At 57.9% G+C, this 25983-nt stretch carries 28 protein-coding genes and 1 other RNA gene; 23 read left to right on the forward strand and 6 right to left on the reverse strand.

Features of this window, described 5'->3' with window-relative positions; genetic code table 11:
* Window positions 1–4: 4 nt before the first annotated feature.
* From H7850_RS03415 to hisD, 6 genes are all read left to right on the forward strand, one after another.
* Window positions 5–652, forward strand: coding sequence for a phospholipid-binding protein MlaC (locus H7850_RS03415; RefSeq protein WP_227367979.1), 648 nt, complete (start codon window positions 5–7; stop codon window positions 650–652).
* Entirely contained in the window at window positions 649–987 is a 339-nt protein-coding gene (locus H7850_RS03420) for a lipid asymmetry maintenance protein MlaB (RefSeq protein ID WP_227367980.1), read from the forward strand. The genes H7850_RS03415 and H7850_RS03420 overlap by 4 nt, the downstream gene beginning before the upstream one ends.
* A 101-nt stretch (window positions 988–1088) precedes the next feature.
* Entirely contained in the window at window positions 1089–1343 is a 255-nt protein-coding gene (locus H7850_RS03425; RefSeq protein ID WP_227367981.1) for a BolA family protein, read from the forward strand.
* Between the two features lie 14 nt (window positions 1344–1357).
* Window positions 1358–2620, forward strand: a complete 1263-nt coding sequence (gene murA / locus H7850_RS03430) for a UDP-N-acetylglucosamine 1-carboxyvinyltransferase (protein ID WP_227367982.1) — start codon at window positions 1358–1360, stop codon at window positions 2618–2620.
* A gap of 20 nt (window positions 2621–2640) precedes the next feature.
* The gene (hisG, locus tag H7850_RS03435; protein ID WP_227367983.1) at window positions 2641–3285 is read left to right on the forward strand and encodes an ATP phosphoribosyltransferase; all 645 of its coding nucleotides are present in this window, start codon (window positions 2641–2643) and stop codon (window positions 3283–3285) included.
* Window positions 3286–3359: 74 nt separating this feature from the next.
* Window positions 3360–4682 (forward strand): histidinol dehydrogenase, encoded by a 1323-nt coding sequence (gene hisD, locus H7850_RS03440; protein ID WP_227367984.1) that lies wholly within the window; start codon window positions 3360–3362, stop codon window positions 4680–4682.
* Window positions 4683–4726: 44 nt separating this feature from the next.
* Here the strand turns inward: hisD and H7850_RS03445 are convergent, their stop codons facing one another.
* Window positions 4727–5977 carry a Do family serine endopeptidase gene (locus H7850_RS03445; RefSeq protein ID WP_227367985.1) on the reverse strand — a complete coding sequence of 417 codons (1251 nt, stop codon included), beginning with the start codon at window positions 5975–5977 and terminating at the stop codon, window positions 4727–4729.
* 117 nt (window positions 5978–6094) lie between these two features.
* Here H7850_RS03445 and H7850_RS03450 point away from each other — a divergent pair, with 117 nt between their 5' ends.
* Entirely contained in the window at window positions 6095–6853 is a 759-nt protein-coding gene (locus H7850_RS03450) for a Nif3-like dinuclear metal center hexameric protein (RefSeq protein WP_227367986.1), read from the forward strand.
* A 24-nt stretch (window positions 6854–6877) separates the two neighbouring features.
* Here H7850_RS03450 and H7850_RS03455 read toward each other — a convergent pair whose 3' ends face one another.
* A complete protein-coding gene (locus H7850_RS03455; RefSeq protein WP_227367987.1) occupies window positions 6878–7348 on the reverse strand; it encodes a YhcB family protein in 471 nt (156 codons plus the stop codon).
* Window positions 7349–7525: 177 nt separating this feature from the next.
* On the opposite strand from H7850_RS03455, the gene zapE reads away from it, so the two are divergent.
* The 8 genes from zapE (at window position 7526) to H7850_RS03495 (ending at window position 14001) form a co-directional block, all read left to right on the forward strand.
* Window positions 7526–8719, forward strand: a complete 1194-nt coding sequence (gene zapE / locus H7850_RS03460) for a cell division protein ZapE (RefSeq protein ID WP_227367988.1) — start codon at window positions 7526–7528, stop codon at window positions 8717–8719.
* Window positions 8720–8898: 179 nt separating this feature from the next.
* Entirely contained in the window at window positions 8899–9327 is a 429-nt protein-coding gene (rplM, locus tag H7850_RS03465; protein ID WP_227368535.1) for a 50S ribosomal protein L13, read from the forward strand.
* A gap of 13 nt (window positions 9328–9340) precedes the next feature.
* Window positions 9341–9730 (forward strand): 30S ribosomal protein S9, encoded by a 390-nt coding sequence (rpsI, locus tag H7850_RS03470; protein WP_227367989.1) that lies wholly within the window; start codon window positions 9341–9343, stop codon window positions 9728–9730.
* A gap of 232 nt (window positions 9731–9962) precedes the next feature.
* Window positions 9963–10559 carry a ubiquinol-cytochrome c reductase iron-sulfur subunit gene (gene petA / locus H7850_RS03475; RefSeq protein ID WP_227367990.1) on the forward strand — a complete coding sequence of 199 codons (597 nt, stop codon included), beginning with the start codon at window positions 9963–9965 and terminating at the stop codon, window positions 10557–10559.
* Window positions 10559–11818: a cytochrome b gene (locus tag H7850_RS03480; protein ID WP_227367991.1), complete on the forward strand. Its 1260-nt coding sequence runs from the start codon at window positions 10559–10561 to the stop codon at window positions 11816–11818. The genes petA and H7850_RS03480 overlap by 1 nt, the downstream gene beginning before the upstream one ends.
* Window positions 11818–12606 (forward strand): cytochrome c1, encoded by a 789-nt coding sequence (locus H7850_RS03485; protein ID WP_227367992.1) that lies wholly within the window; start codon window positions 11818–11820, stop codon window positions 12604–12606. Before H7850_RS03480 ends, H7850_RS03485 begins: the two co-directional genes overlap by 1 nt.
* A gap of 183 nt (window positions 12607–12789) precedes the next feature.
* Window positions 12790–13416: a stringent starvation protein SspA gene (sspA, locus tag H7850_RS03490; RefSeq protein WP_227367993.1), complete on the forward strand. Its 627-nt coding sequence runs from the start codon at window positions 12790–12792 to the stop codon at window positions 13414–13416.
* Between the two features lie 72 nt (window positions 13417–13488).
* On the forward strand, window positions 13489–14001 hold the full coding sequence (locus H7850_RS03495; RefSeq protein WP_227367994.1) for a ClpXP protease specificity-enhancing factor: 513 nt from the start codon (window positions 13489–13491) through the stop codon (window positions 13999–14001).
* A 110-nt stretch (window positions 14002–14111) separates the two neighbouring features.
* Here the strand turns inward: H7850_RS03495 and H7850_RS03500 are convergent, their stop codons facing one another.
* The 4 genes from H7850_RS03500 to H7850_RS03515 are packed head-to-tail and all read right to left on the reverse strand — an operon-like array spanning window position 14112 to window position 17455.
* The gene (locus H7850_RS03500; protein WP_227367995.1) at window positions 14112–14687 is read right to left on the reverse strand and encodes a BON domain-containing protein; all 576 of its coding nucleotides are present in this window, start codon (window positions 14685–14687) and stop codon (window positions 14112–14114) included.
* A gap of 5 nt (window positions 14688–14692) precedes the next feature.
* A complete protein-coding gene (locus H7850_RS03505) occupies window positions 14693–15286 on the reverse strand; it encodes a phosphoheptose isomerase (RefSeq protein ID WP_227367996.1) in 594 nt (197 codons plus the stop codon).
* A gap of 23 nt (window positions 15287–15309) precedes the next feature.
* Window positions 15310–15678, reverse strand: a complete 369-nt coding sequence (locus tag H7850_RS03510; RefSeq protein ID WP_227367997.1) for a YraN family protein — start codon at window positions 15676–15678, stop codon at window positions 15310–15312.
* A complete protein-coding gene (locus tag H7850_RS03515; RefSeq protein ID WP_227367998.1) occupies window positions 15665–17455 on the reverse strand; it encodes a penicillin-binding protein activator in 1791 nt (596 codons plus the stop codon). Before H7850_RS03515 ends, H7850_RS03510 begins: the two co-directional genes overlap by 14 nt.
* 114 nt (window positions 17456–17569) lie before the next feature.
* On the opposite strand from H7850_RS03515, the gene rsmI reads away from it, so the two are divergent.
* From rsmI to mraY, 8 genes are all read left to right on the forward strand, one after another.
* Window positions 17570–18439 carry a 16S rRNA (cytidine(1402)-2'-O)-methyltransferase gene (rsmI, locus tag H7850_RS03520; RefSeq protein ID WP_227367999.1) on the forward strand — a complete coding sequence of 290 codons (870 nt, stop codon included), beginning with the start codon at window positions 17570–17572 and terminating at the stop codon, window positions 18437–18439.
* Window positions 18440–18486: 47 nt separating this feature from the next.
* Window positions 18487–18838: RNase P RNA component class A (rnpB, locus tag H7850_RS03525), an RNA gene on the forward strand.
* 87 nt (window positions 18839–18925) lie between these two features.
* A complete protein-coding gene (rsmH, locus tag H7850_RS03530) occupies window positions 18926–19885 on the forward strand; it encodes a 16S rRNA (cytosine(1402)-N(4))-methyltransferase RsmH (RefSeq protein ID WP_227368000.1) in 960 nt (319 codons plus the stop codon).
* A gap of 39 nt (window positions 19886–19924) precedes the next feature.
* Window positions 19925–20209, forward strand: coding sequence for a cell division protein FtsL (ftsL, locus tag H7850_RS03535; protein ID WP_227368001.1), 285 nt, complete (start codon window positions 19925–19927; stop codon window positions 20207–20209).
* Window positions 20206–21912 (forward strand): peptidoglycan D,D-transpeptidase FtsI family protein, encoded by a 1707-nt coding sequence (locus H7850_RS03540; protein ID WP_227368002.1) that lies wholly within the window; start codon window positions 20206–20208, stop codon window positions 21910–21912. Before ftsL ends, H7850_RS03540 begins: the two co-directional genes overlap by 4 nt.
* Window positions 21912–23501 (forward strand): UDP-N-acetylmuramoyl-L-alanyl-D-glutamate--2,6-diaminopimelate ligase, encoded by a 1590-nt coding sequence (locus tag H7850_RS03545; protein WP_227368003.1) that lies wholly within the window; start codon window positions 21912–21914, stop codon window positions 23499–23501. Before H7850_RS03540 ends, H7850_RS03545 begins: the two co-directional genes overlap by 1 nt.
* On the forward strand, window positions 23498–24865 hold the full coding sequence (locus tag H7850_RS03550; protein WP_227368004.1) for a UDP-N-acetylmuramoyl-tripeptide--D-alanyl-D-alanine ligase: 1368 nt from the start codon (window positions 23498–23500) through the stop codon (window positions 24863–24865). Before H7850_RS03545 ends, H7850_RS03550 begins: the two co-directional genes overlap by 4 nt.
* A 9-nt stretch (window positions 24866–24874) precedes the next feature.
* Window positions 24875–25957: a phospho-N-acetylmuramoyl-pentapeptide-transferase gene (gene mraY, locus H7850_RS03555; protein ID WP_227368005.1), complete on the forward strand. Its 1083-nt coding sequence runs from the start codon at window positions 24875–24877 to the stop codon at window positions 25955–25957.
* The last annotated feature ends 26 nt before the right edge of the window (window positions 25958–25983 follow it).

Below are 25983 nucleotides of genomic sequence, written 5' to 3' on the forward strand. Positions count from 1 at the left end.
GTCGATGAACAAGTTCACGTCGTTTTTCAGGTTTTGTGCGCTGCCATTACTGATGCTGAGTCTCATGATGGCTCAGGCGCAGGCACAAACATCGCCGGTGCAAACCATTCGCGACAGTGTCGATCAGTTGATGAGCAAGATCGAAGGGCGTCGCGATTATTTCCAGCAGCACCCGGACGAGCTGGAGGCATTGGTCGACGACAATCTCAAGGATATTGCCGATTTCCGCTACATCGGCGCTAGCGTCATGGGGCGTTATTTTCGTAACGCCACTCCGGAGCAGCGTAGTCGCTTCGTAAAGACGTTTCGCAATACGCTGATCGACACCTACGCCAAGGGGCTGGTGACCTTCGACTATCGCGATCTGCGAGTGCTCGATAGCCAAGGGGAGGCCTCCGGGGATCAGGCGAGCGTGGATATGGAAGTTGTCGCGACGGACGGTCAGGTTTATCCGGTCAGCTACAGCCTGCGCCAGTCGGACGGCCAGTGGAAAGTGGTCAATGTCATCGTCAACGGCATCAACCTAGGTCTGACCTTCCGCAATCAGTTCGATCAGGCCATGCGCGACAACAACCGGGATTATGATGCGGTCATCAATGGCTGGTCACCGGAAGTGGGCACTGACGAGCTGGAACAAGGGGGCAACGCGTGACGCTGCTGCTTGATGGCGATGCTAGACTCGAAGCGAACGATGCAGTATTGACCGCGAGTGGCGAAGCTGATTTCGATGTGGCCTCGATGCTGGCGGCCACTGGTCGTGAGTGGCTGGAGCAGCAAGCCGAGGGCAGTTCCGTGGCTTTCGATTTCAAACAAGTCGATCAGGCCAGCAGTGCCGTGCTGAGCGTCATACTGGAATGGCTTCGCTGCGCTCAGCGTAAAGCATTGGTAGTAGAGTCGATTGATCTGTCGTCGCCCCTGGCACGAGTGACCGAAATGGCTGGGCTGGAAAAGCTGCTGACCAAAGGTGCCGTCGAGCACGCACACTGATAGGTCTGTCATCGCCATCGGCGATACTTTTCATTAACATGGTATTTTCTGCTTAGTCATACCATCAAGAATCTATTTAGCCATAGGAGCCACTCCGAACCATGCAACCCAGTGACGTCAAGGCATTGCTTGAATCCCGCATCGATGGCTGCGATTTCCATATCCAGGGTGAGGGCTGTAATTTTCAGGTCGTCGCCGTTGGCGACATTTTCGAGAATCTGACGCCGGTCAAGCGTCAGCAGCTGATCTATGGCGCCTTGTCCGAAGAGATTGCCAGTGGTGCCTTGCACGCCATCAGCATCAAGACCTATACCCCCGCGCAGTGGCATCAGGCGCCCGAAAACATCCAGGCCTGAAGCGAACGATACCAATGGACAAGCTAATCATCACCGGTGGCGGGCCTCTCGAAGGGGAGGTGTGGGCCAGCGGTGCCAAGAACTCGGCACTGCCGATCCTGGCGGCGACACTCCTTTCCGACGAGCCCGTCGTCATCGGCAATTTGCCCCATCTGCAGGACATTACCACTACGCTGGAACTGCTTGCCTGCATGGGCATCGAGCCGGTCATGGGTGACAAGATGTCCATCCAGCTCGACGGTTCCCAGGTACGCGATTGTCATGCGCCCTACGAGCTGGTCAAGAAGATGCGGGCGTCCATTCTCGTGCTGGGGCCTTTGCTTGCGCACTTTGGCACCGCAGACGTATCGCTTCCCGGCGGCTGCGCCATAGGCTCTCGCCCGGTGGATCTGCACATTCATGGCCTCGAGGCGATGGGGGCCAAGATCGTCGTGGAAGGTGGCTATATCCGGGCTCGGGTCGATGGCCGTCTCAAGGGCGCCACCATTTTCTTCGATACCGTGACCGTGACCGGTACCGAGAACCTGCTGATGGCGGCGACGCTGGCGGAAGGCACCACGGTACTGGAGAACGCGGCACGCGAACCGGAAATCGTCGACCTGGCCGAGTGCCTGATTGCCATGGGGGCGAAGATCGAAGGGCATGGTAGCGATACCATCGTCATCGAAGGGGTCGAGCGGCTGCACGGCTGTCATCACGATGTCATGCCGGATCGCATCGAGACCGGCACCTTTCTGGTCGCCGCTGCCGCAACGGGCGGTCGTGTGCGGGTAGTTCGGACTCGGGCGCATATCCTTGAGTCCGTACTGGCCAAGCTCGAAGAAACCGGCGCCGAGATCACCACCGGCGAAGACTGGATCGAACTGGACATGCGTGGCCGACGACCCAAGGCGGTCAATATACGCACCGCGCCTTACCCGGCGTTTCCCACCGATATGCAGGCGCAATTCGTCGCCTTGAATGCAGTCGCTGAAGGCACTAGCCGCGTGGTCGAAACGATCTTCGAGAACCGCTTCATGCACGTTCAGGAGCTCAACCGCATGGGGGCAGATATCGTCCTCGAGGGGAATACAGCGGTTGTCACCGGGGTGAAACGCCTGTCCGGTGCGCCGGTCATGGCCACGGATTTGCGTGCCTCGGCAAGTCTGGTCATGGCAGGTATCCTGGCGGAAGGCGAAACCCTCGTCGATCGCATCTATCATATCGACCGTGGCTATGAATGCATCGAGGAAAAACTGCAGCTGCTGGGGGCGAAGATTCGCCGCGTCCCCGGCTGAAAATGCCCAACCGGTGAGCTATGAGCAAACAACTGATTCTGGCCCTCTCCAAGGGACGTATTCTGCAGGAAACGCTGCCGCTACTCGCGGACGCGGGCATCAAACCCATCGAGGACCTTGGGAGCAGTCGCAAGTTGATCTTCGATAGCAATCTGGAGCACGTCAAGCTGGTGGTCATCCGTGCGGTGGATGTGCCCACCTATGTACAGATGGGAGCTGCGGATCTTGGCATCGCCGGTAAGGACGTGCTGCTTGAGCATGGCGCCGAAGGTTTTTATGAGCCTCTCGATCTGGAGATCGCGCGTTGTCGTCTAATGACCGCCGGCCCGGTTGGAAGCCGCCCAACCCATGCTCGGCGCCGAGTCGCCACCAAGTTCGTCAATGTGGCACGCCGTTATTATGCCGAGCAGGGCATTCAGGCGGAGGTGGTCAAGTTGTATGGCGCCATGGAGCTTGCTCCACTCATGAATCTCGCCGATGAGATCGTCGATATCGTCGATACCGGTAATACCCTGCGGGCCAATGGCATGGAGCCGCGAGAGATGATCGACGAGATCAGTACGCGGCTGGTGGTTAACAAGGCGGCAATGACCATGAAGCATCGTCAGTTGAAGCCGCTGATCGAACGCTTGCAGGAAGCGGTGGTTTCACGCCGTGCTGCCTGAGAAGCAGATCTACACATACCTACGTACCGAATAACTCATCAATCGGGCAATAGCGTCAAATTGCGAGGTAACCCATGGCTATTCAGACAGATACCGGCGTTACGTTGGCCCGCTTGTCCACCGTCGATGCAAACTTCCGTGAGTCACTGGACGCTCTGCTGGCCTGGGAGGGTGTTTCGGGCGGCGAGGTTCAGCGCCGAGTGGACGACATCATTGCTGCGGTGCGTGCCCAAGGAGACGCCGCTCTCATCGAAACGTCGAATCGCTTCGATCGCCTCAGTGTCACGCACATGAATGAACTTACCCTGAGCAAGGTGCGCCTGCGTCAGGCCTTCGACGGCCTGCCCCAGGAGCAACGTGACGCTCTGGCTCATGCTGCAGAGCGTATTCGTGTCTATCATGAGCATCAAAAGCCCGAATCCTGGCACTATACCGAGTCCGATGGCACGCTCCTGGGGCAGCAGGTCATGCCTCTGGACCGAGCGGGTATCTATGTACCCGGGGGCAAGGCTGCCTATCCGTCCTCCGTGTTGATGAATGCGATCCCGGCCCGTGTCGCCGGGGTTCGGGAAATCATCATGGTGGTGCCGACACCGGATGGTGTGCTCAATGATCTGGTGCTGGCCGCCGCCCATCTTGCCGGGGTCGATCAGGTGTTTACCATCGGTGGTGCCCAGGCCGTGGCAGCATTGGCCTACGGCACCGAGACGGTGCCCCGGGTCGACAAGATCGTCGGTCCCGGCAATATCTACGTGGCCACCGCCAAGCGTGCAGTATTCGGCCAGGTGGGTATCGACATGATTGCCGGGCCCTCGGAAATTCTGGTGATTACCGACGGCGGCACCGATCCCGACTGGTTGGCCATGGATCTGTTCTCTCAAGCGGAGCACGACGAGGATGCGCAAGCGATCCTCATTGGCTGGGAGCAGCCCCATATTGACGCCGTCGCGGAGGCCATCGAGCGCCTGTTGCCCGAGATGGAGCGCGAAGCCATCATCCGTCAGTCGCTTTCGTCACGGGGGGCCTTGATCCTGTGTCAAGACCGGGAAGAGGCGATCGAGCTGATCAACCGTATTGCGCCTGAGCATCTGGAGCTCTCGGTTGACAAGCCCGAGGCCTGGCTTTCCGGGATTCGTCATGCCGGGGCCATCTTCATGGGACGCCATACCGCCGAGGCCCTGGGCGATTATTGTGCAGGGCCCAATCACGTTCTTCCCACCTCGGGTACGGCACGTTTTTCGTCTCCGTTAGGCGTCTATGATTTCCAGAAACGTTCATCCCTGATTCAATGCTCTGCCCAGGGCGCCTCCAGGCTTGGGCGTACCGCCTCGATACTGGCCCGGGGCGAATCCCTGATGGCCCATGCACGCTCCGCCGAGAATCGCATCGACGAGTAGACTGGACAGACAAGCGCCCGGGCAATCGAACCCGATATCGTGCTTCAGCGCTCGCTGGGTGCCGGGCGCTCGCCCACCTCAATCTTGACTTTTAGTGTTTCGCCACTCCGCATCAAGGTGATCGGAAGGGATGTGTTGGGCTCCACGTCGGCGATGTCGCTCATGGCGATACGGGGATCCATGATCGGCTTGCCGTTGATGGAAAGTAGCACGTCGCCTTGTTGGATGCCGGCCCGCTGAGCGGGGCTTTCGGGTACCACGCTGGCCACTACCACCCCCTGAACCGTATTCAAGCCGAACGAGGCGGCCAGACTCGAGCTGATTCCCTGTACCTCGAGGCCGAGCCAACCCCGAATGACGCGCCCCTTGCGCACCAGCTCGTCGAGAATTTCACGGGCGACGTTGGTCGGGATGGCGAAACCGATACCCTGGGATCCTCCTGAGCGTGAGAAGATAGCCGTATTGATGCCGACCAGCGAGCCCTCGGCATTGATCAGGGCACCGCCGGAATTACCCGGGTTGATGGCTGCATCGGTTTGTATGAAGTCTTCATAGGCAGAGAGACCCAGCTGGTTGCGTCCGGTTGCACTGATGATTCCCATGGTCACGGTCTGACCGACGCCAAAAGGATTGCCGATGGCCAGGCTTACATCGCCCACTGCCGCACTTTCGGAATCCACCAGGCTAATGACGGGCAGATCGTCAAGATCGATCTTGAGCACGGCCAAGTCGCTTTCCGGGTCGGTACCGATGACCTTAGCCAGGGTCTCGCGGCCATCTTGCAGCGCCACCTGAATCTGATCGGCGCCTCGAATCACGTGATGGTTGGTCAGCACATAGCCTTCATCGCTGACGATCACGCCAGACCCAAGGCTTGATAGCATGCGCTGACGGCTAGGCATCTCATCGCCGAAGAATTGACGAAAAAAAGGGTCTGACATCAAAGGGTGCTGCTCCCGCTCGACGACTCGAGAGGAGTAGATATTGGTTACCGCCGGTGCCGCCTTGTCAACGGCGCTTGCATAACTGGCCGGGCCGGTGCGTCGCGCAAGTGGGGCCGCTTCAAGCAGTTCTGGCGCTGGGCGTGAAATGGGCGCGGTTTTCAATGTAGGGGCGATGGCATCGCCAATGCCTTTGGTTTCGGAGGGCGGTGAGGTCAGCGTCTCGGGCAGCTTTAGGGCGGGCTCCGGCGTTGCTGATTGATCGAGTAGATCTGGAAACTGATTGAGCAGGATAACGGCCAGGAGTACACCGCTGATCACGGGCCAGATGAGTGGCTTGACAAGGCGACGCATGCAAGGTCCTTAGTTGAAAAGAGATTCGGCATCCTGTCGGCTCGAAGCGAAAGGGAGCGACCGCTACAATGAGCGAAAGTGTACCACTGCAGTACGTTGACTGCCTGAGGATGAGCGATGATTGCGCGGGATAGATTGGTAAAAATATGCGACGAATTGTTGTGTCCCGAAAAATTCAAGGATTACACCGTCAATGGCTTGCAGGTGGCTGGGCGCGCTCAGGTGGGCAGGATCATGACCGGTGTAACCGCCTGTCAGGCGTTGCTGGACGAAGCGGTATGCTGGGACGCAGATCTCGTGCTCGTTCATCATGGCTATTTCTGGAAGAACGAACCCGTCACGATTACCGGCATGAAGCGCCGGCGTTTGGCCACGCTACTTGGCAATGACATCAATCTGCTGGCGTATCATCTGCCTCTAGATGCTCATCAAACATTGGGCAACAACGCATGTCTGGCGTCAGAGCTGGATTTTCAAGTACAGGGATGTGCCGATGGAGAACCCGGGGCAGGGCTCCTATGGCTGGGGTCGCCGAGCAAGGCAATGGACAGCGTGGCATTGGGGGAGCATCTGACTCAGCGTCTCGCTCGCGAGCCCACGGTCGTGGTTGCCCATGAGCGGCGGATTGAACGCGTTGCCTGGTGCACTGGCGGCGCCCAAGACATGATCGAGTTGGCTTTCGAAGCCGGGGCCGATGCCTTCATCTCCGGAGAAATCTCCGAGCGTACTACGCATCTGGCGCGGGAAATGGGCATCAGCTATTTTGCAGCGGGTCATCACGCTACCGAGCGCTACGGTATTCAGGCACTCGGTGAGTGGTTGGCAGGCGAGCAGGACATCGAGCATCGCTTCGTGGATATCGACAATCCTGCTTGAGCTTCATGGCCGACAATGCCTATCTCAATAGCGAGCAGGCTGGGTTTGCTGGTCTTCTTCATCAGCCTTCGGCTGCTGCAAGCCGAAGTCCTCGGAGAGCGTACCTCTACCCCCGTCAGCGTAGTCCCGTGGTGTTTCAAACGTTTCGGAGCCATCTTTCGGCGTGGTGTCGACAGAGTCGGTCTCGGGCTGACCAGCCAGTTGCTGCTTGAGTCGTGGATCATCGCTCAAACGCTCGGCTCCCAGGGTTACCTGCTGCTCCAGCTCCAGGCTCTGGCGCTGGATCCCTTTGACCAAGCTGAAGACATTGATGAAATGGTCGTTGAGATTATCTCTCACCTGACTGAGTTCAAGTTCGGTCTCGGCCAAACGCTGGCGCACCTTTTGATTACGGGCCACGTTGGCATTGAGCAAGTGATAGCCTAGCGCGCCAATTCCAATGCCTGCCAGGGCGCTGGCAATCGCCAGAATCCAGTTGATATTGCCTTCGTACACATCCATCCCCTTTACTGTTGTTGTGCCGATTCAGCCGACCGTCGGCACGACGTATTATACGGTCCAAGACATGAGAAGGGTCAATGTGTTCGCGACAATGCTTTCCATGCTTATGCAGGGGCTTCCAGGCAGCGTATAATCCATGCCTCGTTCATCTCCGGGGTTACACTAGACTTCATGCACGTGACAACGACCTCCTCCGAGGCGACAGCTCCTCGTTCTCCCATGGCACGCTATCGAGAGGACCTCAAACGGGAGGATTTCGAGTACGATCCTGCCCAGGAAGCGGCCGTGCAGCATCTGCAGCGCTTGTTCAACGAGCTGGCGGCAACACCGCGCAGATCATTGGCGCCAGGTGCGACTACCGATAATAGTAGTCGTGAGAAGCTCGCCTCCAAGGTCAAGGGGTTTCTAGGTAAGCGTCCAGCCCCTCCTGCAGAGAAAGAGACACCCGAAGTGACAGGGCTGTATTTCTGGGGTGGCGTAGGACGAGGTAAAACCTATCTGGTGGATACCTTCTACGAAGCCTTGCCTTTTCCAGACAAGATGCGCACGCATTTTCACCGCTTCATGCAGCGGGTCCATAACGAGCTCGACCATTACAAAGGGCAGAAGAACCCGCTTGACTTGATTGCCGGCAAGTTCGCGAAAGAGGCTCGAGTGATCTGCTTCGACGAATTTTTCGTCAAGGACATTACCGATGCGATGATCCTGGCCAATCTGCTCAAGGCGCTGTTTGCCAATGGCGTGGTTCTGGTAGCCACCTCCAATATCGTACCCGACGATCTTTATCGGAATGGCTTGCAGCGCGCGCGCTTTTTGCCGGCAATCGACCTCCTCAAGCGCCATTGTGAAGTAGTCAATGTCGATTCCGGCGTCGACTATCGTCTGCGAACTCTCGAGCATGCTGAGCTGTTCCATGAGCCTCTGAGCGACGAGGCGACCCGTCGACTCGAGCAAAGCTTCCTCGCCATCGCCGGTGCTGAAGGCGAAGAGCAGACGAAGATCGAAATCAATCATCGTTTGTTGACTGCCCATCGCGAACACGAAGGCGTGGTCTGGTTCGATTTCGATATGCTATGCGACGGCCCGCGCAGCCAGAACGACTACATTGAACTATCCCGGGAGTTTCATACCGTGCTGGTATCTGGTGTGCCGCGCATGGGCACGTCACACGAGGATCAGGCCAGGCGTTTCATCAGCATGGTCGATGAATTCTACGACCGCGGCGTCAAGCTGCTGATGTCTGCCGCGGCGCCTATCGATCAACTATATCACGGCGATAAGCTGGCTTTTGAATTCGAGCGTACTCTCTCGAGGCTTCAGGAGATGCAGTCCCAGGAGTATCTGGCGCTTCCGCATCAGCCTTAGACTTAGCTCTAGCCTTGAATCGATAAGATATCGATACCTCTTAACCCGGGCGCAAGCCTCATGTATACTTCGCGCTCGCTCGACAGTTGCCTTTCTCACGGGAACGGCAACCAAGAAAAATAGGGATGGTCCGTCGTCGCAAGACACGAGACCCAATGTTTCAATTGGTGATTGAATCCATGAAGACGTTCACTGCTAAGCCGCAGTCCGTCCAGCGCGACTGGTTCATTGTCGATGCTGCGGACAAGACGCTCGGTCGTCTGGCTACCGAAATTGCACGCCGCCTGCGCGGAAAGCACAAGCCGGAATACACCCCTCATGTCGACACAGGCGATTATATCGTCGTGATCAATGCAGAAAAGGTTCGTGTGACCGGCAACAAGGCCCAGGCCAAGAACTATTATCGTCATACCGGCTACCCGGGTGGCCTGCGCTCGATGTCCTTCGAAAAGATGATCGATCATGCGCCGGAGCGTGTCATCGAGTTTGCCGTCAAGGGCATGCTGCCCAAGGGGCCGCTAGGCCGCGCCATGTACACCAAGCTCAAGGTCTACGCCGGTAATCAGCATCCTCATGCCGCGCAGCAGCCTCAAGAACTGAACCTTTAAGGGATATTTCGCCATGTCACAGCAGTACTACGGTACCGGGCGCCGCAAGACTTCCACGGCCCGTGTATTCCTCAAGCCGGGCTCCGGCAAGATTACCGTCAACAACCGCGAAGTGGCTGATTATTTCGGACGCGTTACCGCCCAGATGGTGGTGCGCCAACCGATGGAGCTGACTCAGACCGGTGAGCAATTCGATGCTTACATCACCGTCAGCGGTGGCGGTGGTTCCGCTCAGGCCGGCGCTATTCGTCACGGCATCACTCGCGCACTGATCAATTATAATGAAGAATTCCGTGGGCCGCTGCGGGAAGCCGGCTATGTGACGCGGGATGCGCGCGAGGTCGAGCGTAAGAAGGTGGGTCTGCGCAAGGCGCGTCGGCGTCCCCAGTTTTCCAAGCGCTAACGGCCTCAACGCCAGGTGCGACAATAACGCTCAACCATTTTTGGTTGAGCGTTTTTTTATGTTCTTCATTGACTTAACTCAATAGAAAGCACTGGGTTGGCGAGTGTCAGCTTGTGTTGATGGAGGCCTTTTCTTAACATGTTGACACTTCATACCAGTAGGTCGCGAGTTTTTCTTTTCGCGGCACGTGATAGTGACAGTGGGCAGCTGTATTGATGGGAGAAATCATAAGATGGCAGAGAGCGGCGTAAACAAAGGGCGACGCCGTTTCCTCGTCGGCGCGACTGCTGTAGTAGGCGCAGTCGGAGCAGTCGGGGTAGCGATTCCTTTTCTGGGATCTTGGCAACCTAGTGCCAAGGCAAGAGCGGCGGGGGCGCCAGTCGAGGTCGATGTGTCCAAGCTGGAACCCGGGCAGCAGATGACCGTCGAGTGGCGTGGTAAGCCAGTGTGGCTGGCGCGTCGCGACGAGGCCGCTATTGAACGCATCAAGGAGCTCGATCCTTCTCGGCTTCGCGATCCTGATTCGGATGCGCCTCAGCAACCTGACTACGTGGATCCGGTGCTGCGCTCGATCAAGCCTGAATACCTCGTGCTGATCGGCATCTGTACCCATCTTGGCTGTGTCCCGTCCTATCGTCCCGAGCCTGGTGCTGCGGATCTGGGAGGCGATTGGCCCGGGGGCTATTTCTGCCCGTGCCACGGCTCGCGCTTCGATCTGGCCGGGCGCGTGTTTACCGGCGTACCGGCACCCTTGAATCTCCTGGTGCCACCCTATCGTTACGATACCGATACGACCATCGTGATCGGTGAAGATCAGGAGGCGAGCTGATGGCTAATCCGAACAAGGCCAAGGCCGATAGCGGTATCATGCGATGGGTGGATGACCGTTTCCCTGCCACGCAAATGTGGAAAGAGCATCTCTCCGAATACTACGCGCCCAAGAACTTCAACTTCTGGTATTTCTTTGGTTCTTTGGCGATGCTGGTGCTGGTCAACCAGCTCCTGACCGGGGTGTGGCTGACCATGAGCTACAACCCGACTGCCGAAGGCGCCTTTGCTTCCATCGAGTACATCATGCGGGATGTCGAGTATGGTTGGCTGATTCGCTACATGCACTCTACCGGCGCCACGGCCTTCTTCGTGGTGGTTTACCTGCATATGTTCCGTGGCTTGATGTACGGCTCCTACAAGGCGCCCCGGGAGCTTCTGTGGGTATTCGGCATGTGCATCTATCTGGCGCTGATGGCGGAAGCCTTCATGGGGTACTTGCTGCCTTGGGGGCAAATGTCCTATTGGGGTGCTCAGGTCATCATTTCGCTGTTCTCGGCGATTCCCGTCATCGGAGACGATCTAACCCAGTGGATTCGCGGTGACTATCTGATTTCCGGCATCACCTTGAATCGCTTCTTCGCGCTGCATGTGGTGGCGTTGCCGATCGTCATCCTGGGCCTGGTGGTGCTGCATATCATTGCCTTGCATGAGGTCGGATCCAATAATCCCGATGGGATCGATATCAAGGCAAAGAAAGACGAAACCGGCAAGCCCCTCGATGGGATTCCATTCCATCCTTATTACACCGTGAAGGATATCGTCGGTGTAGCGGTCTTTCTGTTCGTGTTCTGCGCGGTGATCTTCTACTTCCCGGAAGGGGGCGGGTATCTGCTCGAGAAGCCCAACTTCCAGCCCTCCAATTCCCTCGTGACCCCTGAGCACATCGCGCCGGTATGGTACTTCACACCGTTCTACGCGATCCTGCGCGCGATCACCTTCTCGCTGTTCGGCCTCGATTCCAAGTTCTGGGGCGTGATCATGATGGGTGCATCCATTGCCGTGCTGTTCGTATTGCCCTGGCTCGATCGCAGCCCCGTACGTTCGATGCGCTACAAGGGTTGGATATCACGCATTATGCTGGCGTTGTTCGCAATCAGCTTCGTTATCCTGGGATATTTGGGCGTGCAGCCGGTATCGCCGGGGCGTACTCTGCTCGCGCAGGTATGTACGGTCATTTATTTTGCCTACTTCCTGCTGATGCCGTTTTATACCCGGTTCGAGAAAACCAAACCGCTACCGGAAAGGGTGACTGGCTAATGAAAAAGCAATTGTGTGCACTGCTCTTCGCATTGGTGCCCTTGGCCGCACTCCCTCTGACTGCATTGGGAGCCGGAGGTGGAGGTGTCCATCTCGACGAGATGAATCCTGACATTCATGACAAGGCATCGCTGCAAAATGGCATGAAGCTTTTCACTAACTACTGCATGGGTTGCCACTCCCTTGACTATCAGCGCTATAGTCGGGCCGCGGAAGATCTGGACATCCCGCAGGAGCTGGTCGAAGAGAATCTCATCTTTGATGAAGACCTGTCCTACAATGACCAGATGCGTATCGCCATGGATGGAGACGATGCGGAAGGCTGGTTCGGCGCTGCACCGCCGGATTTGAGCCTGACTGCGCGTCTACGCGGGACGGACTGGATTTATACCTACCTGCGCAGTTTCTACAAGGATTCCGAGCGGCCCTGGGGTGTCAACAATACGGTGTTCCCGCTGGTGGGCATGCCCAATGTGCTGGAGCCACTGCAAGGGACCCAGGAAATGGTCTGTGCGCAGACCGAAAAGGCTACGGCACCGGATGCGGAGCTTGACCCGCTTTCTGGTCTGTACAAATCCTGTCATGTGCTCCAGGTAACCGAGCCTGGAAGAATGGAACCCGAAGAGTTCGATCAGGCCATGTGGGATTTGACCAACTTCCTGGCGTACGTTGGCGAGCCTTCGAAGCTACAGGCTCAGTCCATGGCGCCCAAGGTGCTGATATTCATATTCATATTCGGTGTGATCGCATACCTGTTGAAGCGTGAATACTGGCGAGACGTTCACTAGATAAGCGCATCTAGTGTGAGATCAAGGCGTATGACGTGATTGTCATACGCCTTTTTTTGATGCCTGTTTTTGGCATAAGTTGACCGTGTCCATCTAAAGTCCGTCGATTTCGATGGTGCAAGACCCCGGCTATGGACTGGCGTGTTATCATTCTTGCTTTAAATCGAAACGAGGAAGTGTTTCATGGGTGTAGTGGCCAAGCGGTCATCGATGACCTTCTATTCCGGTAGTCACGACCATTACAGCCATCGCGTGAGAATCGTGCTGGCTGAGAAAGGCGTGGCGGTGGATGTTGTCGAAGTCGATGAGGACAATCGGCCCGCCGAACTGGCGGATCTCAATCCGTATAATAGTGTCCCCACCTTGCTGGATCGCGATCTGGTGCTCTATGAATCCAAGGTGATGATGGAATATCTGGACGAGCGCTTTCCACATCCGCCCTTGTTGCCCGTTTATCCTGTTGCCCGCGCGCAGAGTCGCCTATGGATGCATCGCATAGAACGGGAATGGTGCCCGCTGGTTGAAGAGATTCTCAATGCAGGCAAGAAAGATGCCGAGCGCGCGCGCAAGGAGCTGCGTGAAAGCCTGGTTGGCATCACGCCTATCTTTGACGATATGACCTTTTTCATGAGCGATGAGTTCTCGCTGGTCGATTGTTGTATTGCGCCCATCCTCTGGCGACTACCCAGTTTGGGGATCGAGCTACCCGAGAAACAGGTTCAGCCTCTGATGGGCTATATGGAGCGCTTGTTCTCTCGTGATGCCTTCAAGGCGTCCTTGTCCGAGGCGGAGCGCGAAATGCGTCCTTGAAAGATGTCTCGCAGGATAGTCGAGCGGCAATAGGCATCGATCGAACACACATTAATTCAGAGGGAGCACGTCATGCTGTCCAGTCGACCCTATATTGCCAGGGGCCTTTATGAATGGCTTCTGGACAACGAATTGACACCTTATATCGTTGTCGACGCCGAGCGTGAGGGTGTCAGGGTGCCGCAGCAGTTCATTCAAAATGGCCAGATCGTTCTCAATGTCGCGCCTACTGCGGTACGAGAATTGAAGATGGAAAATGATGTTCTTAGTTTCGATGCGCGCTTTGGCGGTCATCCGATGCAGGTTTTCGTACCCTTTGATTCGTTGATTGCGCTATACGCTAAAGAAAACGGCGTTGGCATGGTATTCGGACATGAACCGGTCATGCCCGGGTACGACGAGGCAATGGCGGATGAAACGAAACAGAAAGAAGAGCGCCCTGTTCTTGAGAGTGTCGACACCAGTGAAACAGACAGTGAAGTCGACAAAGCCAAGCAGGATGACAGCGAGAAAGAGTCGAATCAGAACGCGTCCGGGAAGAAGGGCGCTGGCAAGGAGCGTCCGTCGCTACGTGTCATCAAATAGTGAGTAGTGATCGGTTGCTTGTCGGTATCAGGCGTGAAACAAAAAAAGCGGATGATCTTGGATCATCCGCTTTTTTTGATGCTTGCTTTCCAGCCTTGAAAGGATAGCGCTCAGTCGAGATAGTCGAAAATCTTGATGACGCGCTGTACGCCGCTCACTTGTGAGACGATGTCGACGACTCGTTGGCCTTCTTGCCGGGACACCATGCCCATCAAGTAAACGGTGCCGTTCTCGCTAACGACCTCCACATGGCGGGAATCTATATCTTCGCTGGACGCCAAGCGCGTCTCGATATTGGTTTCCAGCCAGTTGTCCGTCATGCGCTGGGTAAACGGCAGGTTTGCAGCGATCGTCAATTCGTTGTGTACCTGGCGTACCTGGCGGGTATTCTGCGCGATTTCGCCGGCTTTATCCTTGAGCTCCTGGCTAGGAACTTGTCCGTATAGCAATACGACGCCATTGAAGCTATTGACCCCGACCCGGGCGTCGCCCAGTCGCGCGTCATTACTTTCCATGGCATCTTGAATCTTGCTTTCGATACTCCCGTCCTCGACGCGCATGCCGGCAGTACGGGCACCATAATCCTCCCCTTCAGGAGAGGGCGTAGTGGCGTTGTTAATAACCGAGCATCCGCCTAGCCCCAGAGCCAGGGCAAGTAGAACCGGGGTAATTAGTGGTTTTTTCATCGTCATCACTCGTTGCTGCCAAAAAGCTGTTCATCAATCAGGTCGCACAGGCAGTGTATAACCAGCAAGTGGACCTCTTGTATACGCGCGGTAGATGTCGCCGGTACGCGAATTTCGCAGTCATCACGCCCCAGTAACGAGACCATGTCGCCACCATCGCGCCCCGTCAAGGCAATGACCGTCATATCTCGATCATGCGCTGCCTGAATCGCCTGAACCACATTGGCTGAATTGCCGCTGGTAGAGATCGCCAGCAGAATGTCCCCTGGCTGACCCAGGGCCCTCACCTGCTTCGAAAATACATCATTATAGCTGTAGTCATTGGCAATCGATGTCAATGTCGAGGTGTCCGTGGTCAAAGCCAGGGCAGGAAGGCTGGGCCGTTCCCGCTCGAAACGATTGAGCAGTTCCGAGGAGAAGTGCTGGCTGTCTCCGGCGCTGCCGCCATTGCCACAGGCCAGAATCTTGCCTTCATTGACCAGGCACTGAACCATCATCTGACTGGCGACTTCGATGAAGGGCGGTAGTACTTCGCTGGCATAGGTCTTGGTATCGATGCTGGCGTTGAAATGGTCAAGAATGCGCGATTGAAAATCCATAATGAGCCAAGGTCGAGTGTCGGTCAAAACGCGTCGAAGGCGGCGCGTACCCAGGTAAACTCCATTTGTGGCGCAGTGCCGACAACGCCTACTACGTCAAAGCGGCATGCACATGATAGCCGGTTGCGCAGCAGATAAAAACGCGCAGCTCGAATCAGGCGCTGCTGTTTGGTGACATTGACGGTTTCCAGAGGATGCCCGTGGCGGGTACTGGTGCGATGACGTACTTCGATGAAAACGAGGGTGTCGCCATCGCGCATGATCAAATCGATTTCCCCGCCCTTGGCGTGCTGGTTGCGGGCCACAAGGACCAGCCCCCGGGCTTGAAGCCACTCCGCCGTAATGCCTTCGATCGCCTCGCCTCGTTGGCGAGCGTCGTTATTGCGCTTCATCAAGAGGTTCCAGCCGGGTAAATCCCGATAGGGGTGGCTGTGGTACGCCATCGACAAAGCGCGCCCAGGGCATGTCGCGATGAATGCGATGATCGGGCCCCGCCTTCAAGATGCCGGTAGTGCCGTACAGTTCGTTGCCAGGCAACAGCTTGAGCAAGGGCAATCTACGGCCTAGCTCATAAGCATCCACGCCCATGGCATTGAGTTTGAACAAGGCAGAATCGGTGTTGTCACGTAGTCCCCGGTAGCTGTCGACGAAAGGCAAGGCGTCGCTGCCTCCCACCGCTGCATCCGGAATCATCCAGGGAATATCGATGAACGTGACGCCATTTAGATCGTGATCGGCCTGGGGCTGCAAATGCCCTGCAAATAAATGCGAGGTGGCATAAATAGGCAGATTGCCAGCATAGAAGAACTTCAGTGTCGGGGGTACCTGGCGGGCGTAATCCGGCAGGGCAAGCAGGAAAAGCATGTCCAGATCGCGTCGAGCACGCTCGCCCCGCACATCGAGCAGTGGGCGTACTGCGTTTGCCACCATGCCTTCGGGGTCGTAATTGATGGCACTGGCGATCTCACCACCTTGCTCCCGCCAGGTTTGTTGGAATGCTTCACTGACACGACGACCCCAGGGGTTGTTGGGTATCAGCAGGCCAGCCTTGCGATGGCCATCCAGTCTGGCGCGGCGCGCTACCTGCCGAGCTTCATCTTCAGCGGAAAGGCCGAACTGAAACAGGTTTTCGGCGTGGTTCTTGTCGCTCGTTCCATAATTGAGAGCCAGGGTAGGCAGGGGGACCTCATTGCCGAGTTCCAGACGCGAGACCGTATCCTTGTCCAACGGTCCAATGACGACTTGCGCGCCGTCCATGGCGGCCCGGGCATAAAGCGTATCCAGATCTGCGTCGCGAGTATCGTAAAAGCTCAGCTGCGGCGTTTGTTCACCCTGATCCAGGGCGCTCATGTGACGTACTTGCATTCCCTCGCGAATGGCCTCTGCGACATTGGACAGGGGGCCGGATTGCGGCAGAAAGACGGCTATATGACGTACTTCTTCGCCACGTAGGTCGCGCAACGCCCGAAGATCTTCCGGCAAGCGCCTGGCAGCAGGGTGATCGGGGTATTGCTGGCGCCACTGCTCAAGATGAGTGAATAGGCGCTCCACGCTGCTACCATTGCGCCGCTGCACTTCGATAAGCGCCACCCAGCCTTGGGTAAGTTCATCGTAGGACCTTGCTAACCGGTCGATGGAAGAGCCTCGCAGACGGGTCAGTTGTTTCCAGATGGCGTCATTGAGATCGAAAGGCGCCTCCTGGCGCTGCAAAGCGATCAGCTGTTCTGCCGCATCTGCCGGTTGTCCGGTCAATCCCAGACCAAGCCCTCGGCGGTACATCAATGTTTGAGCATCGTCGGTGGAAATGGCCAGATTGCTATCCAGTAGTGCCGTCGCCCGCAGAACGCTCTGGCCATCTTCCTGTTCCAGGCCGAGATAGGAGAGCAACAGGGCCCAGCGAATGCGTTCATCGCCTTGCAACTGGTACTCGTCGATATCACCGGCGACCTGTAGCGACTGCGTCAAGTCGCCCTGGCGTGCTAGGATATCTGCGGCCTCGAGTCTTGTCATTGCCGCTTCCCGGGCGCCTTGATCCTGTGCCTGACGCAGCAGTTCAGCAGGTTCCCTGCTCACCGGCGCGGATTCTATCGAGGTTTGTTGAGCGGCACAGCCGGCCATCATGAGCGCCACTAGCCCAGTACCAAGGAGTCGTCGCAGTGATTTGTGCATGGTGTCCGTTTCCTTGTCTTGCACGGAGTTCGATTGGATGACGATGAGTTCGACCTGCAGGGAAACATGCCTGCGACGGGCGCCAACGATAGTGCATCACGTCGGTATTGAACCATGACCGCATCTGCCAGTGGCACATTGTACGTGGTGGCCACGCCGATTGGTAACCTCGATGATCTCTCTGCGCGTGCCATTCAAACACTGGCAAGCGTTAACCTGATAGCTGCCGAAGATACCCGGCATTCGGCACGGCTGCTACACCATTTGGATATTCGCACGCCGTTGTTGTCGCTACATGAGCACAACGAGACCGGGCGAGTCGAACAGCTTGCTCAGCGCCTTGAGCAAGGAGACGATCTTGCGCTGATCAGCGACGCGGGTACGCCACTGATTTGTGATCCCGGTTTTGTGCTGGTTCGGGCCTTACGCGAGCGAGGCGTACATGTGGTTCCCGTTCCAGGGCCTTGCGCCTTGATCGCTGCCTTGTCTGCGGCAGGGCTGCCGACGGATCGCTTCCTTTTCGCCGGTTTCCTGCCGGCCAAGGACGGCGCAAGAAAGACCATGATTCAGTCGATGAGCGAGCGCGAAGAGACACTGGTATTCTATGAATCGCCCCATCGCATTCAAGCCACGTTGCGCGCCTTTGGCGAACTTTTAAAAGATCGCCAGCTGGTAGTGGCCCGAGAACTGACCAAGACATTCGAGACCTTTCTCGAGGGCACAGCAGCCCAATTACTGGCACGAATGGAAGAGGATTCGAACCAGGCTCGGGGCGAATTCGTCATCATGGTGGCCGGTGCCCCCGTTCAGGTTAGCGAGACCACGACTCTGGAGGCGCATATGCTCCTGAATGCGCTGCTCGAGGAAGGAGTCGGGGTCAAGCAGGTGGCGGCGATCGCAGCACGGCTTTTAGGCGGGCGCAAGAAAGTCTGGTACGACCAGGCGTTGTCTCTCAGGGAGGATAGAGACAAGAATGACAGCTGAGACACTATTGTTATCGTCTCCCTGGCGCTGCTATTCTTGCGCGCTTGGAAGTTGGCCAGACAGTCGCCGCCGGTCATCGACCGGGGGAGGAAAGTCCGGGCTCCATAGGGCAGGGTGCCAGGTAACGCCTGGGCGGCGCGAGCCGACGGAAAGTGCAGCAGAGAGTAGACCGCCTAAGCAGCGCAAGCTGCCGGCAAGGGTGAAAGGGTGCGGTAAGAGCGCACCGCGCGCCTGGTAACAGTGCGTGGCACGGTAAACCCCACCCGGAGCAAGACCGAATAGGCCCCCGACGCTGTGGCCCGCAGTGGGGGCGGGTAGGTCGCTTGAGCCCAGTGGTGACGCTGGGCCTAGATGAATGGCTGTCCACGACAGAACCCGGCTTATCGGCCAACTTCCATCCCGAATTTTCGGGAATTGCTGAATAAATCTCCAAGCGGGATGAAGCGCAAGGCGCACGGCGATTCCCTCAATATCCCCGAGAATCACATGTCTCATCGCGTCACTGTTTCTTCGTCGTCCACCGACTATCGTCATGCCAGCGTGCTGCTCGAAGGAGCCGTCGACACCTTGGTGCATGACGCCGATGGGGTATATCTGGACGGCACCTTTGGTCGCGGTGGGCATTCCCGAGCGATTCTGACGCGGCTGGGCCTCAAGGGACGCTTGCTTGCCATCGATCGCGACCCCCAGGCGCTGATGGAGGCGCGGCACATCGAGGATCAACGTTTTTCGATATTTGCCGATACCTTCAGTCATCTGGGCGATATTGCCCGGGCTCAGGGGGTGCACGGTGAGCTTTCCGGCATATTGCTGGATGTCGGCGTCTCCTCGCCGCAGCTCGACGATCCAGAGCGGGGTTTCAGCTTTCTACGGGACGGACCCCTGGACATGCGGATGGACCCCGAGAGCGGCGAGAGTGCGGCCCAGTGGCTGAGTCACGCCAGCGAGGCGGATATCACCTGGATATTCAAGAGCTACGGTGAAGAACGCTTTGCCAAACGCATGGCTCGTGCCATCGTCGAACGGCGGCGTGAAACCCCTATTTCCCGTACCGGCGAACTGGCGGAACTGCTCAAGGCCGCGCATCCTGCCTGGGAGAAAGGCAAGCATCCAGCGACTCGCGCTTTTCAGGCGCTGCGTATTCATGTCAATCGTGAGCTCGAGGAATTGGATGAGGCGCTAGAAGCTGCACTCGAGGCGTTGGCGCCGGGCGGTCATTTGGTGGTAATCAGTTTTCACTCTCTGGAAGACCGTCGGGTCAAGCGCTTCATTCGACATCATGTGCGGGGCGATACTCATCTTCCTCGAGGTATGCCGGTGCGGGACGACCAGCTTGCGCGACGCCTGGAAGCGTTGGGTAAGGCACGCCGTCCCGGTCGGGACGAAGTCGAGGACAATCCGCGAGCTCGCAGTGCGGTGATGCGCGCGGCTCGCAAGATCAACTGAAGATATATGGTGCAAAAAAAAGCAAAGGCGTCGAAGGGTGTGGCGCATCGGCTGTGGGGCTGGCGACAATTGGCGGTACTGGTATTGATGGTGCTGGTGCTGGCCAGTGCCCTGGCGGTAATCACCACTGCTCATCTTACCCGGGTGCAGTATGCGCGACTGCAGCAGCTGGAGCGCAGCCAGGATCAGCTGCAGACGAAATGGGGGCAGCTGTTGCTGGAGGAGAGTACCTGGTCGGCGCCTTCTCGCATCGAACGGCTGGCCAGTGAGCGCCTGGACATGCACGTGCCCGAGCTGGATGAAATCAGGGTGATTCGCCGATGAGCAAATCGACCAAGGACGCTGCGTCTCGCGCTCAGACCGCTCCCATGGGCAGCGGACGTTATCGTTTCATCGTCTTTCTGATATTGGTGGCGCTGGCGGCCCTGGTGGGTCGAATCATTGATCTGCACGTTATCGATCGCCTGTTCCTGCAGGGTCAGGGCGATGCCCGCACGTTACGAGTCGAGACCATCGATGCCCACCGGGGCATGATTACCGGCCGTTACGGCGATCCACTGGCGATCTCCACGCCAGTGGTCAGTCTATGGGCCAACCCCCAGGAGCTGCCAACGGACGGTGTGCAGCGCGCGCTACTGGCCAAGGCGCTGGACATGACTCCAAGTCAGCTCAATGAACGTATCGAACACTATGCCGACCGGGAGTTCGTCTATCTGCGTCGTCGCATGACGCCATCGCGTGCCCAGCCAGTGCTCGACCTGAAAATCCCCGGTGTCTATCCACAGCACGAATACAAGCGCTATTACCCCTCCGGGGAGGTGGCGGCGCAACTAGTTGGCGTGACCAACATCGATGATCGCGGGCAGGAAGGGGTGGAGCTTGCCTACAACGGTTTTCTTGCCGGCGAGCCAGGAAAGCGGCGGGTGATCAAGGATCGCAAGGGGCGTCTGGTGCGCGACCTGCACTTGCTGAAGGAAGCCAAGCCGGGGGGCAATCTTACCCTGGCGGTGGACTTGCGGCTGCAATACATGGCCTATCGCGAGTTGAAGGCCGCGGTGGATGAACACGATGCGGATGGGGGCACCCTGGTGATGATGGATGCCCGCACCGGCGAAGTGCTGGCGATGACCAATCTGCCCTCCTACAATCCCAATAATCGCGTCGATATCGATGCCAATGGGCTACGCAATCAGGCAGTCACCGACGCCTTCGAGCCGGGGTCGGTGATGAAGCCCCTGGCGTTGTCTGCCGCCCTGGAAACGGAGCGTTTTTCACCCCAAACGGTGATCGATACGGCGCCGGGATACATGCGCCTGGACAATTACACCATTCGCGATTTCCGCAACTACAAGGATCTGTCCATGGCGGGCATCCTGTTGCACTCCTCCAACGTTGGCATGTCCCGGGTGGCGCTACAGCTGCCGGATGACGCTATCTGGAACCGCTATCACGCACTTGGTTTTGGGCAGGCGCCGGGCACCGGCTTTCCGGGCGAAACCACGGGCAGTCTGCCTACGCCATTGGGCTGGTCGGACAGCAAGCGCGCCTCTATGTCCTATGGCTATGGCGTTTCCGTATCCGCCATGCAGCTGGCAAGCGCCTACACCGCCATTGCCAACGATGGCAAACGCCTGTCACCGTCCTTGCTCAAGCAACCCACTTCGCCACAAGGCGATCAGGTGATATCGCCGGATGTCGCCAATGATCTGTTGCACATGCTCGAGGCCATTGCCCAACCTGGCGCCGGGGGGGCTCGGGCGGCGGTGCCGGGTTATCGTGTCGCCGGCAAGACCGGTACGGTGCGTAAGGTTACCCAAAGTGGATATCAGCAGAGTGCTTACCGTTCGCTGTTCGCCGGTATCGCCCCGGTCTCCGATCCGCGTATCGTGACCGTGGTAATGGTGGACAATCCTAAGAAGGGCGACTACTACGGCGGCCTGATAGCGGCCCCGGTATTCAGTCGTGTGGTGGGCAAGGCGCTACGTCTACTCGATGTCCTTCCCGACAAGCAAGAGGCGCTTGAGTAATGCAGATTACCCATGAAAGGTTGGCGAGGGCGCTGAGGACACTCTGGTCCGAGGTACGATTGCCGGCGTCGTTGGACGTGGAATCGTCACAGGTGCTTGCCCTTACACGGGATAGCCGTGACATTGCTGCAAGCACCGATCCCACCGTATTCGTTGCCGTTCCAGGCGTGCAGATGGACGGACGCCGCTTCATTGATCAGGCCTTGAGTGGGGGGGCGACGCTGGTGCTGGCCGAGGCAGACGACTCTTCACAATGGGGCTTGCCAGATCAAGGGCTCTCTTCAGGTCAGGAGCAGATACTCTGGTTGCCGGGGTTGAGCCACGCCTTGGGGGAGCTGGGGCGCCATCTGTTCCAGGTGCCTGATAACCTTGAGCTGATCGGGGTGACCGGCACCAATGGCAAGAGCTCCGTGACCCACTATATTGCGGCACTATCCGAAAGGCTGGGCCGCCCCGCGGGCGTGATCGGCACCCTTGGTTGGGGCAGGGCAGGGCAGTTGATCGACAGCGGTCAGACCACGCCGGGCCCGTTGGAGCTGCAGGCAGCACTGGGCAGCATGGCGCAGGAGGGAGTTACCCGGGTGGCGGCGGAAGTGTCGTCCCACGCCCTGGAACAGGATCGTCTGCTGGGTTGTCGCGTCACTGTGGCAGCGTTCACCAATCTTTCCCGGGATCACCTTGACTATCACGGCAGCATGGCAGCCTACGCTGCGGCCAAGGCGCGACTGTTCAAACGTCGGGAGCTCGAGCTTGCGGTGGTCAACGGTGACGATCCCCTGGCGCGATTGATGCTCGCCGGGTTGCCCAAGGGTGTGCGCGTATTGGCCTGCGGTGAACAGGAAGCGACCACCTTCCGAATGCTCGATTGGCAGCCTCACGCTCGAGGGCAGCGCGTGATGATCGCGACGCCCGACGGCGAGCGAGCCTTGGAAATGGCCCTCATGGGGCGCTTTAATCTCGATAATGTATTGCTGGCCATGGCGGTACTCTATGGGCTTGGAGAGAATCTGGACGCGCTTTGCAACGCTGCCGGCGAACTACTTCCCGTACCCGGACGCATGCAAACGATTGTTCAGCCCGATGCGCCCACGGTAGTCGTGGATTACGCCCATACGCCGGCCGCGCTAAGCAACGCCTTGAATGCCTTGCAGGCGCACTTGCCGGGCGGTAGCCATGGGACAAGTCATGCTGGGGTTGATGATGCTTTCCAGGATGGAGCGAAGCTCTGGTGTGTCTTTGGCTGCGGTGGCGATCGCGATAGCGGCAAGCGGCCCTTGATGGCCGAAGCGGCCCAGGCATTGGCGGATCAACTGGTGATTACCGATGACAATCCGCGTAGCGAGGATCCGGCGACAATACGCGAGCAGATGCGCCAGGGCCTGTCTCCCGAGAATAGGAAAAAGGCCTGGTGCATCGAAGGGCGCGGCGATGCCATCGACCGAACCATTGCAGCCGCCGGCAAGAACGATGTCATTCTGATTGCCGGCAAGGGGCATGAGAATTATCAGGAGATACAAGGACAGCGTATGCCGTTTTCCGATCAAGCCTGGGCCGAGGCGGCGCTGAGCAAGCGTGGAGCGCCGACATGAACGCCTGTGGTCTGCAAACCCTCGGTGCAATCGCCGGTGCGCTGGCAGTGAACTGGGCCGGTGAAGATGCTGAAGTGAAGGCCATCGTGACCGATACCCGTGCCTTGCAGGCAGGTGACGTGTTCCTGGCGCTGGTCGGCGATCGCTTCGATGCCCACGATTTTCTTGCCGAGGCTCGCGGCAAAGGAGCCGTGGCCGCCATCGTCTCGCGTGTCGTTGACGATCCGTTGCCGCAATTGCAGGTGGCGGATACGAGGCTGGCGCTTGGCCTGCTGGGCCAGGCCCGGCGTCGCAGCTGGGATGGCCCTCTGGTCGCCATCACCGGCAATAGTGGCAAGACCACGGTCAAGGAAATGCTCGCGACGCTGCTGCGCCAACGCGGCGCCACTCTAGCAACGCGCGGCAATCTCAATAACGACATCGGTGCGCCGCTTACCTTGTTGGATCTCAACAGCAAACATCGGCAGGCGGTGATAGAGCTGGGAGCCAACCACCTGGGCGAGATTGCCTGGACCACGGCGCTTGCGCAGCCCCAGGTCGTTGTAATCACCAATGTTACCGGGGCCCATGTCGGTGAGTTTGGCGGTATGGGCCAGATCGCTCAGGCCAAGTCCGAAATTCTTGCCGGTCTGAATGAGGACGGGGTTGCCGTACTCAATCGCGACGATGCTTTTTACCCTTTTTGGTCGCGGCTCGCTGACACCCGCAAGATCATTGATTTCGGCCTTTCCCCGGAAGCGAAAGTTCAAGCTACTAATCTAATTTGCGATGAGAGTGGTCATTATTCTTTCTCACTTATGTATGATGATGTCGTCTTGGGCCAGGTGAAGCTTCCTCTGCTCGGCGCGCATAATGTGAGCAATGCGTTGGCCGCTACGGCGGCCGCGCTGGCGATGGGGCTCACGGCGAAAGAAGTGATCGCGGGCCTGAATGAGCTACAAGCCTTGCCGGGCCGCATGACGCTGGTGGAAGGCATACGTGGGTCTCGTCTGCTCGATGATACCTACAATGCCAACCCCGGCGCGATGAAGGCCGCTCTCGATGTGCTGGCACAGATGCCGGCGCCGCGTTGGTGCTTTCTAGGCGCAATGGGGGAGTTGGGCGCGGCGTCCGATGCACTTCATGGCGATGTAGGACATTACGCCCGTGAGCTGGGCATCGATTTTCTCGGCACTCTGGGCGCCGCGGCAGAGTCTTCTGCGCTGGCCTTTGGCAGTTCAGGGTGTCATTTCTCGGACTGGGAGACGCTATTGCGTCATGCCCAAAACCATCTACCCCCCCGGGCCAGCGTGCTGGTCAAGGGATCGCGAAGTGCCGGCATGGAAAGGCTGATTGCCGCGCTACGTGTAGAACAATCAAGGTGAACGCACGAGATGTTGCTCTATCTAGCACACGTTCTAAGCGCCTATCAAAATGCCTTTGCGGTTTTTGAGTATCTGACACTGAGAGCCGTTCTCGGCACCCTCACCGCGCTACTGTTATGTCTGTGGTTCGGCCCCATGATGATACGCCGGTTGGTGGAGCGTCAGATCGGCCAGGCGGTGCGCGACGATGGGCCTCAATCTCATCTATCCAAGGCCGGCACGCCGACCATGGGCGGCGCGATGATTCTCGTGGCCATGGCAATCAGTACGCTGCTATGGGGCGATCTGAGCAATCATTATGTATGGCTGACATTGATCGTTACCCTTGGATTCGGGGCGATCGGCTGGGTCGATGATTATCGCAAGGTGGTAGAAAAGAATCCTCGCGGTTTGCCGGCACGCTGGAAATACTTCTGGCAGTCGGTGCTGGGTCTTGGTGCAGCCGTGTTTCTTTACATGACGGCGGCGGGACCGGTGGAAACCAGCCTGATCGTGCCGCTGTTCAAGGAAGTCGTGATTCAGCTCGGGTTCTTCTACATCGTATTGACCTATCTGGTCATCGTCGGCAGCTCCAATGCAGTCAATCTCACCGACGGTCTTGATGGCCTGGCCATCATGCCTACGGTCATGGTGGCCATGGGGCTTGCGGTATTTGCCTATGCCAGCGGCAATGCGGTATTTGCCGAGTATTTGCACATTCCCATGGTGCCCGGTGCCGGTGAACTGGCGGTATTCTGTGGCACCATTGCCGGCGCCGGGCTGGGGTTTCTCTGGTTCAACACCTATCCGGCTCAGGTCTTCATGGGAGACGTGGGGGCGCTGGCACTGGGTGCGGCTCTGGGTATCGTTGCGGTGGTGGTGCGCCAGGAGATCGTGCTGTTCGTCATGGGCGGTGTATTCGTCATGGAGACCGTGTCGGTGATTCTGCAGGTGGGCTCCTACAAGCTCACTGGGCGACGTATCTTTCGCATGGCGCCCTTGCATCATCATTTCGAGCTCAAGGGCTGGCCGGAGCCACGAGTCATCGTGCGTTTCTGGATCATTACGGTAGTGCTGGTCCTGATGGGGCTCGCCACGCTGAAGATTCGCTGACGGTAAAGCGTACTCGCCACTTCGTA

The organism is Halomonas sp. M20 (genome assembly GCF_020622265.1).
Lineage (GTDB): Bacteria > Pseudomonadota > Gammaproteobacteria > Pseudomonadales > Halomonadaceae > Modicisalibacter.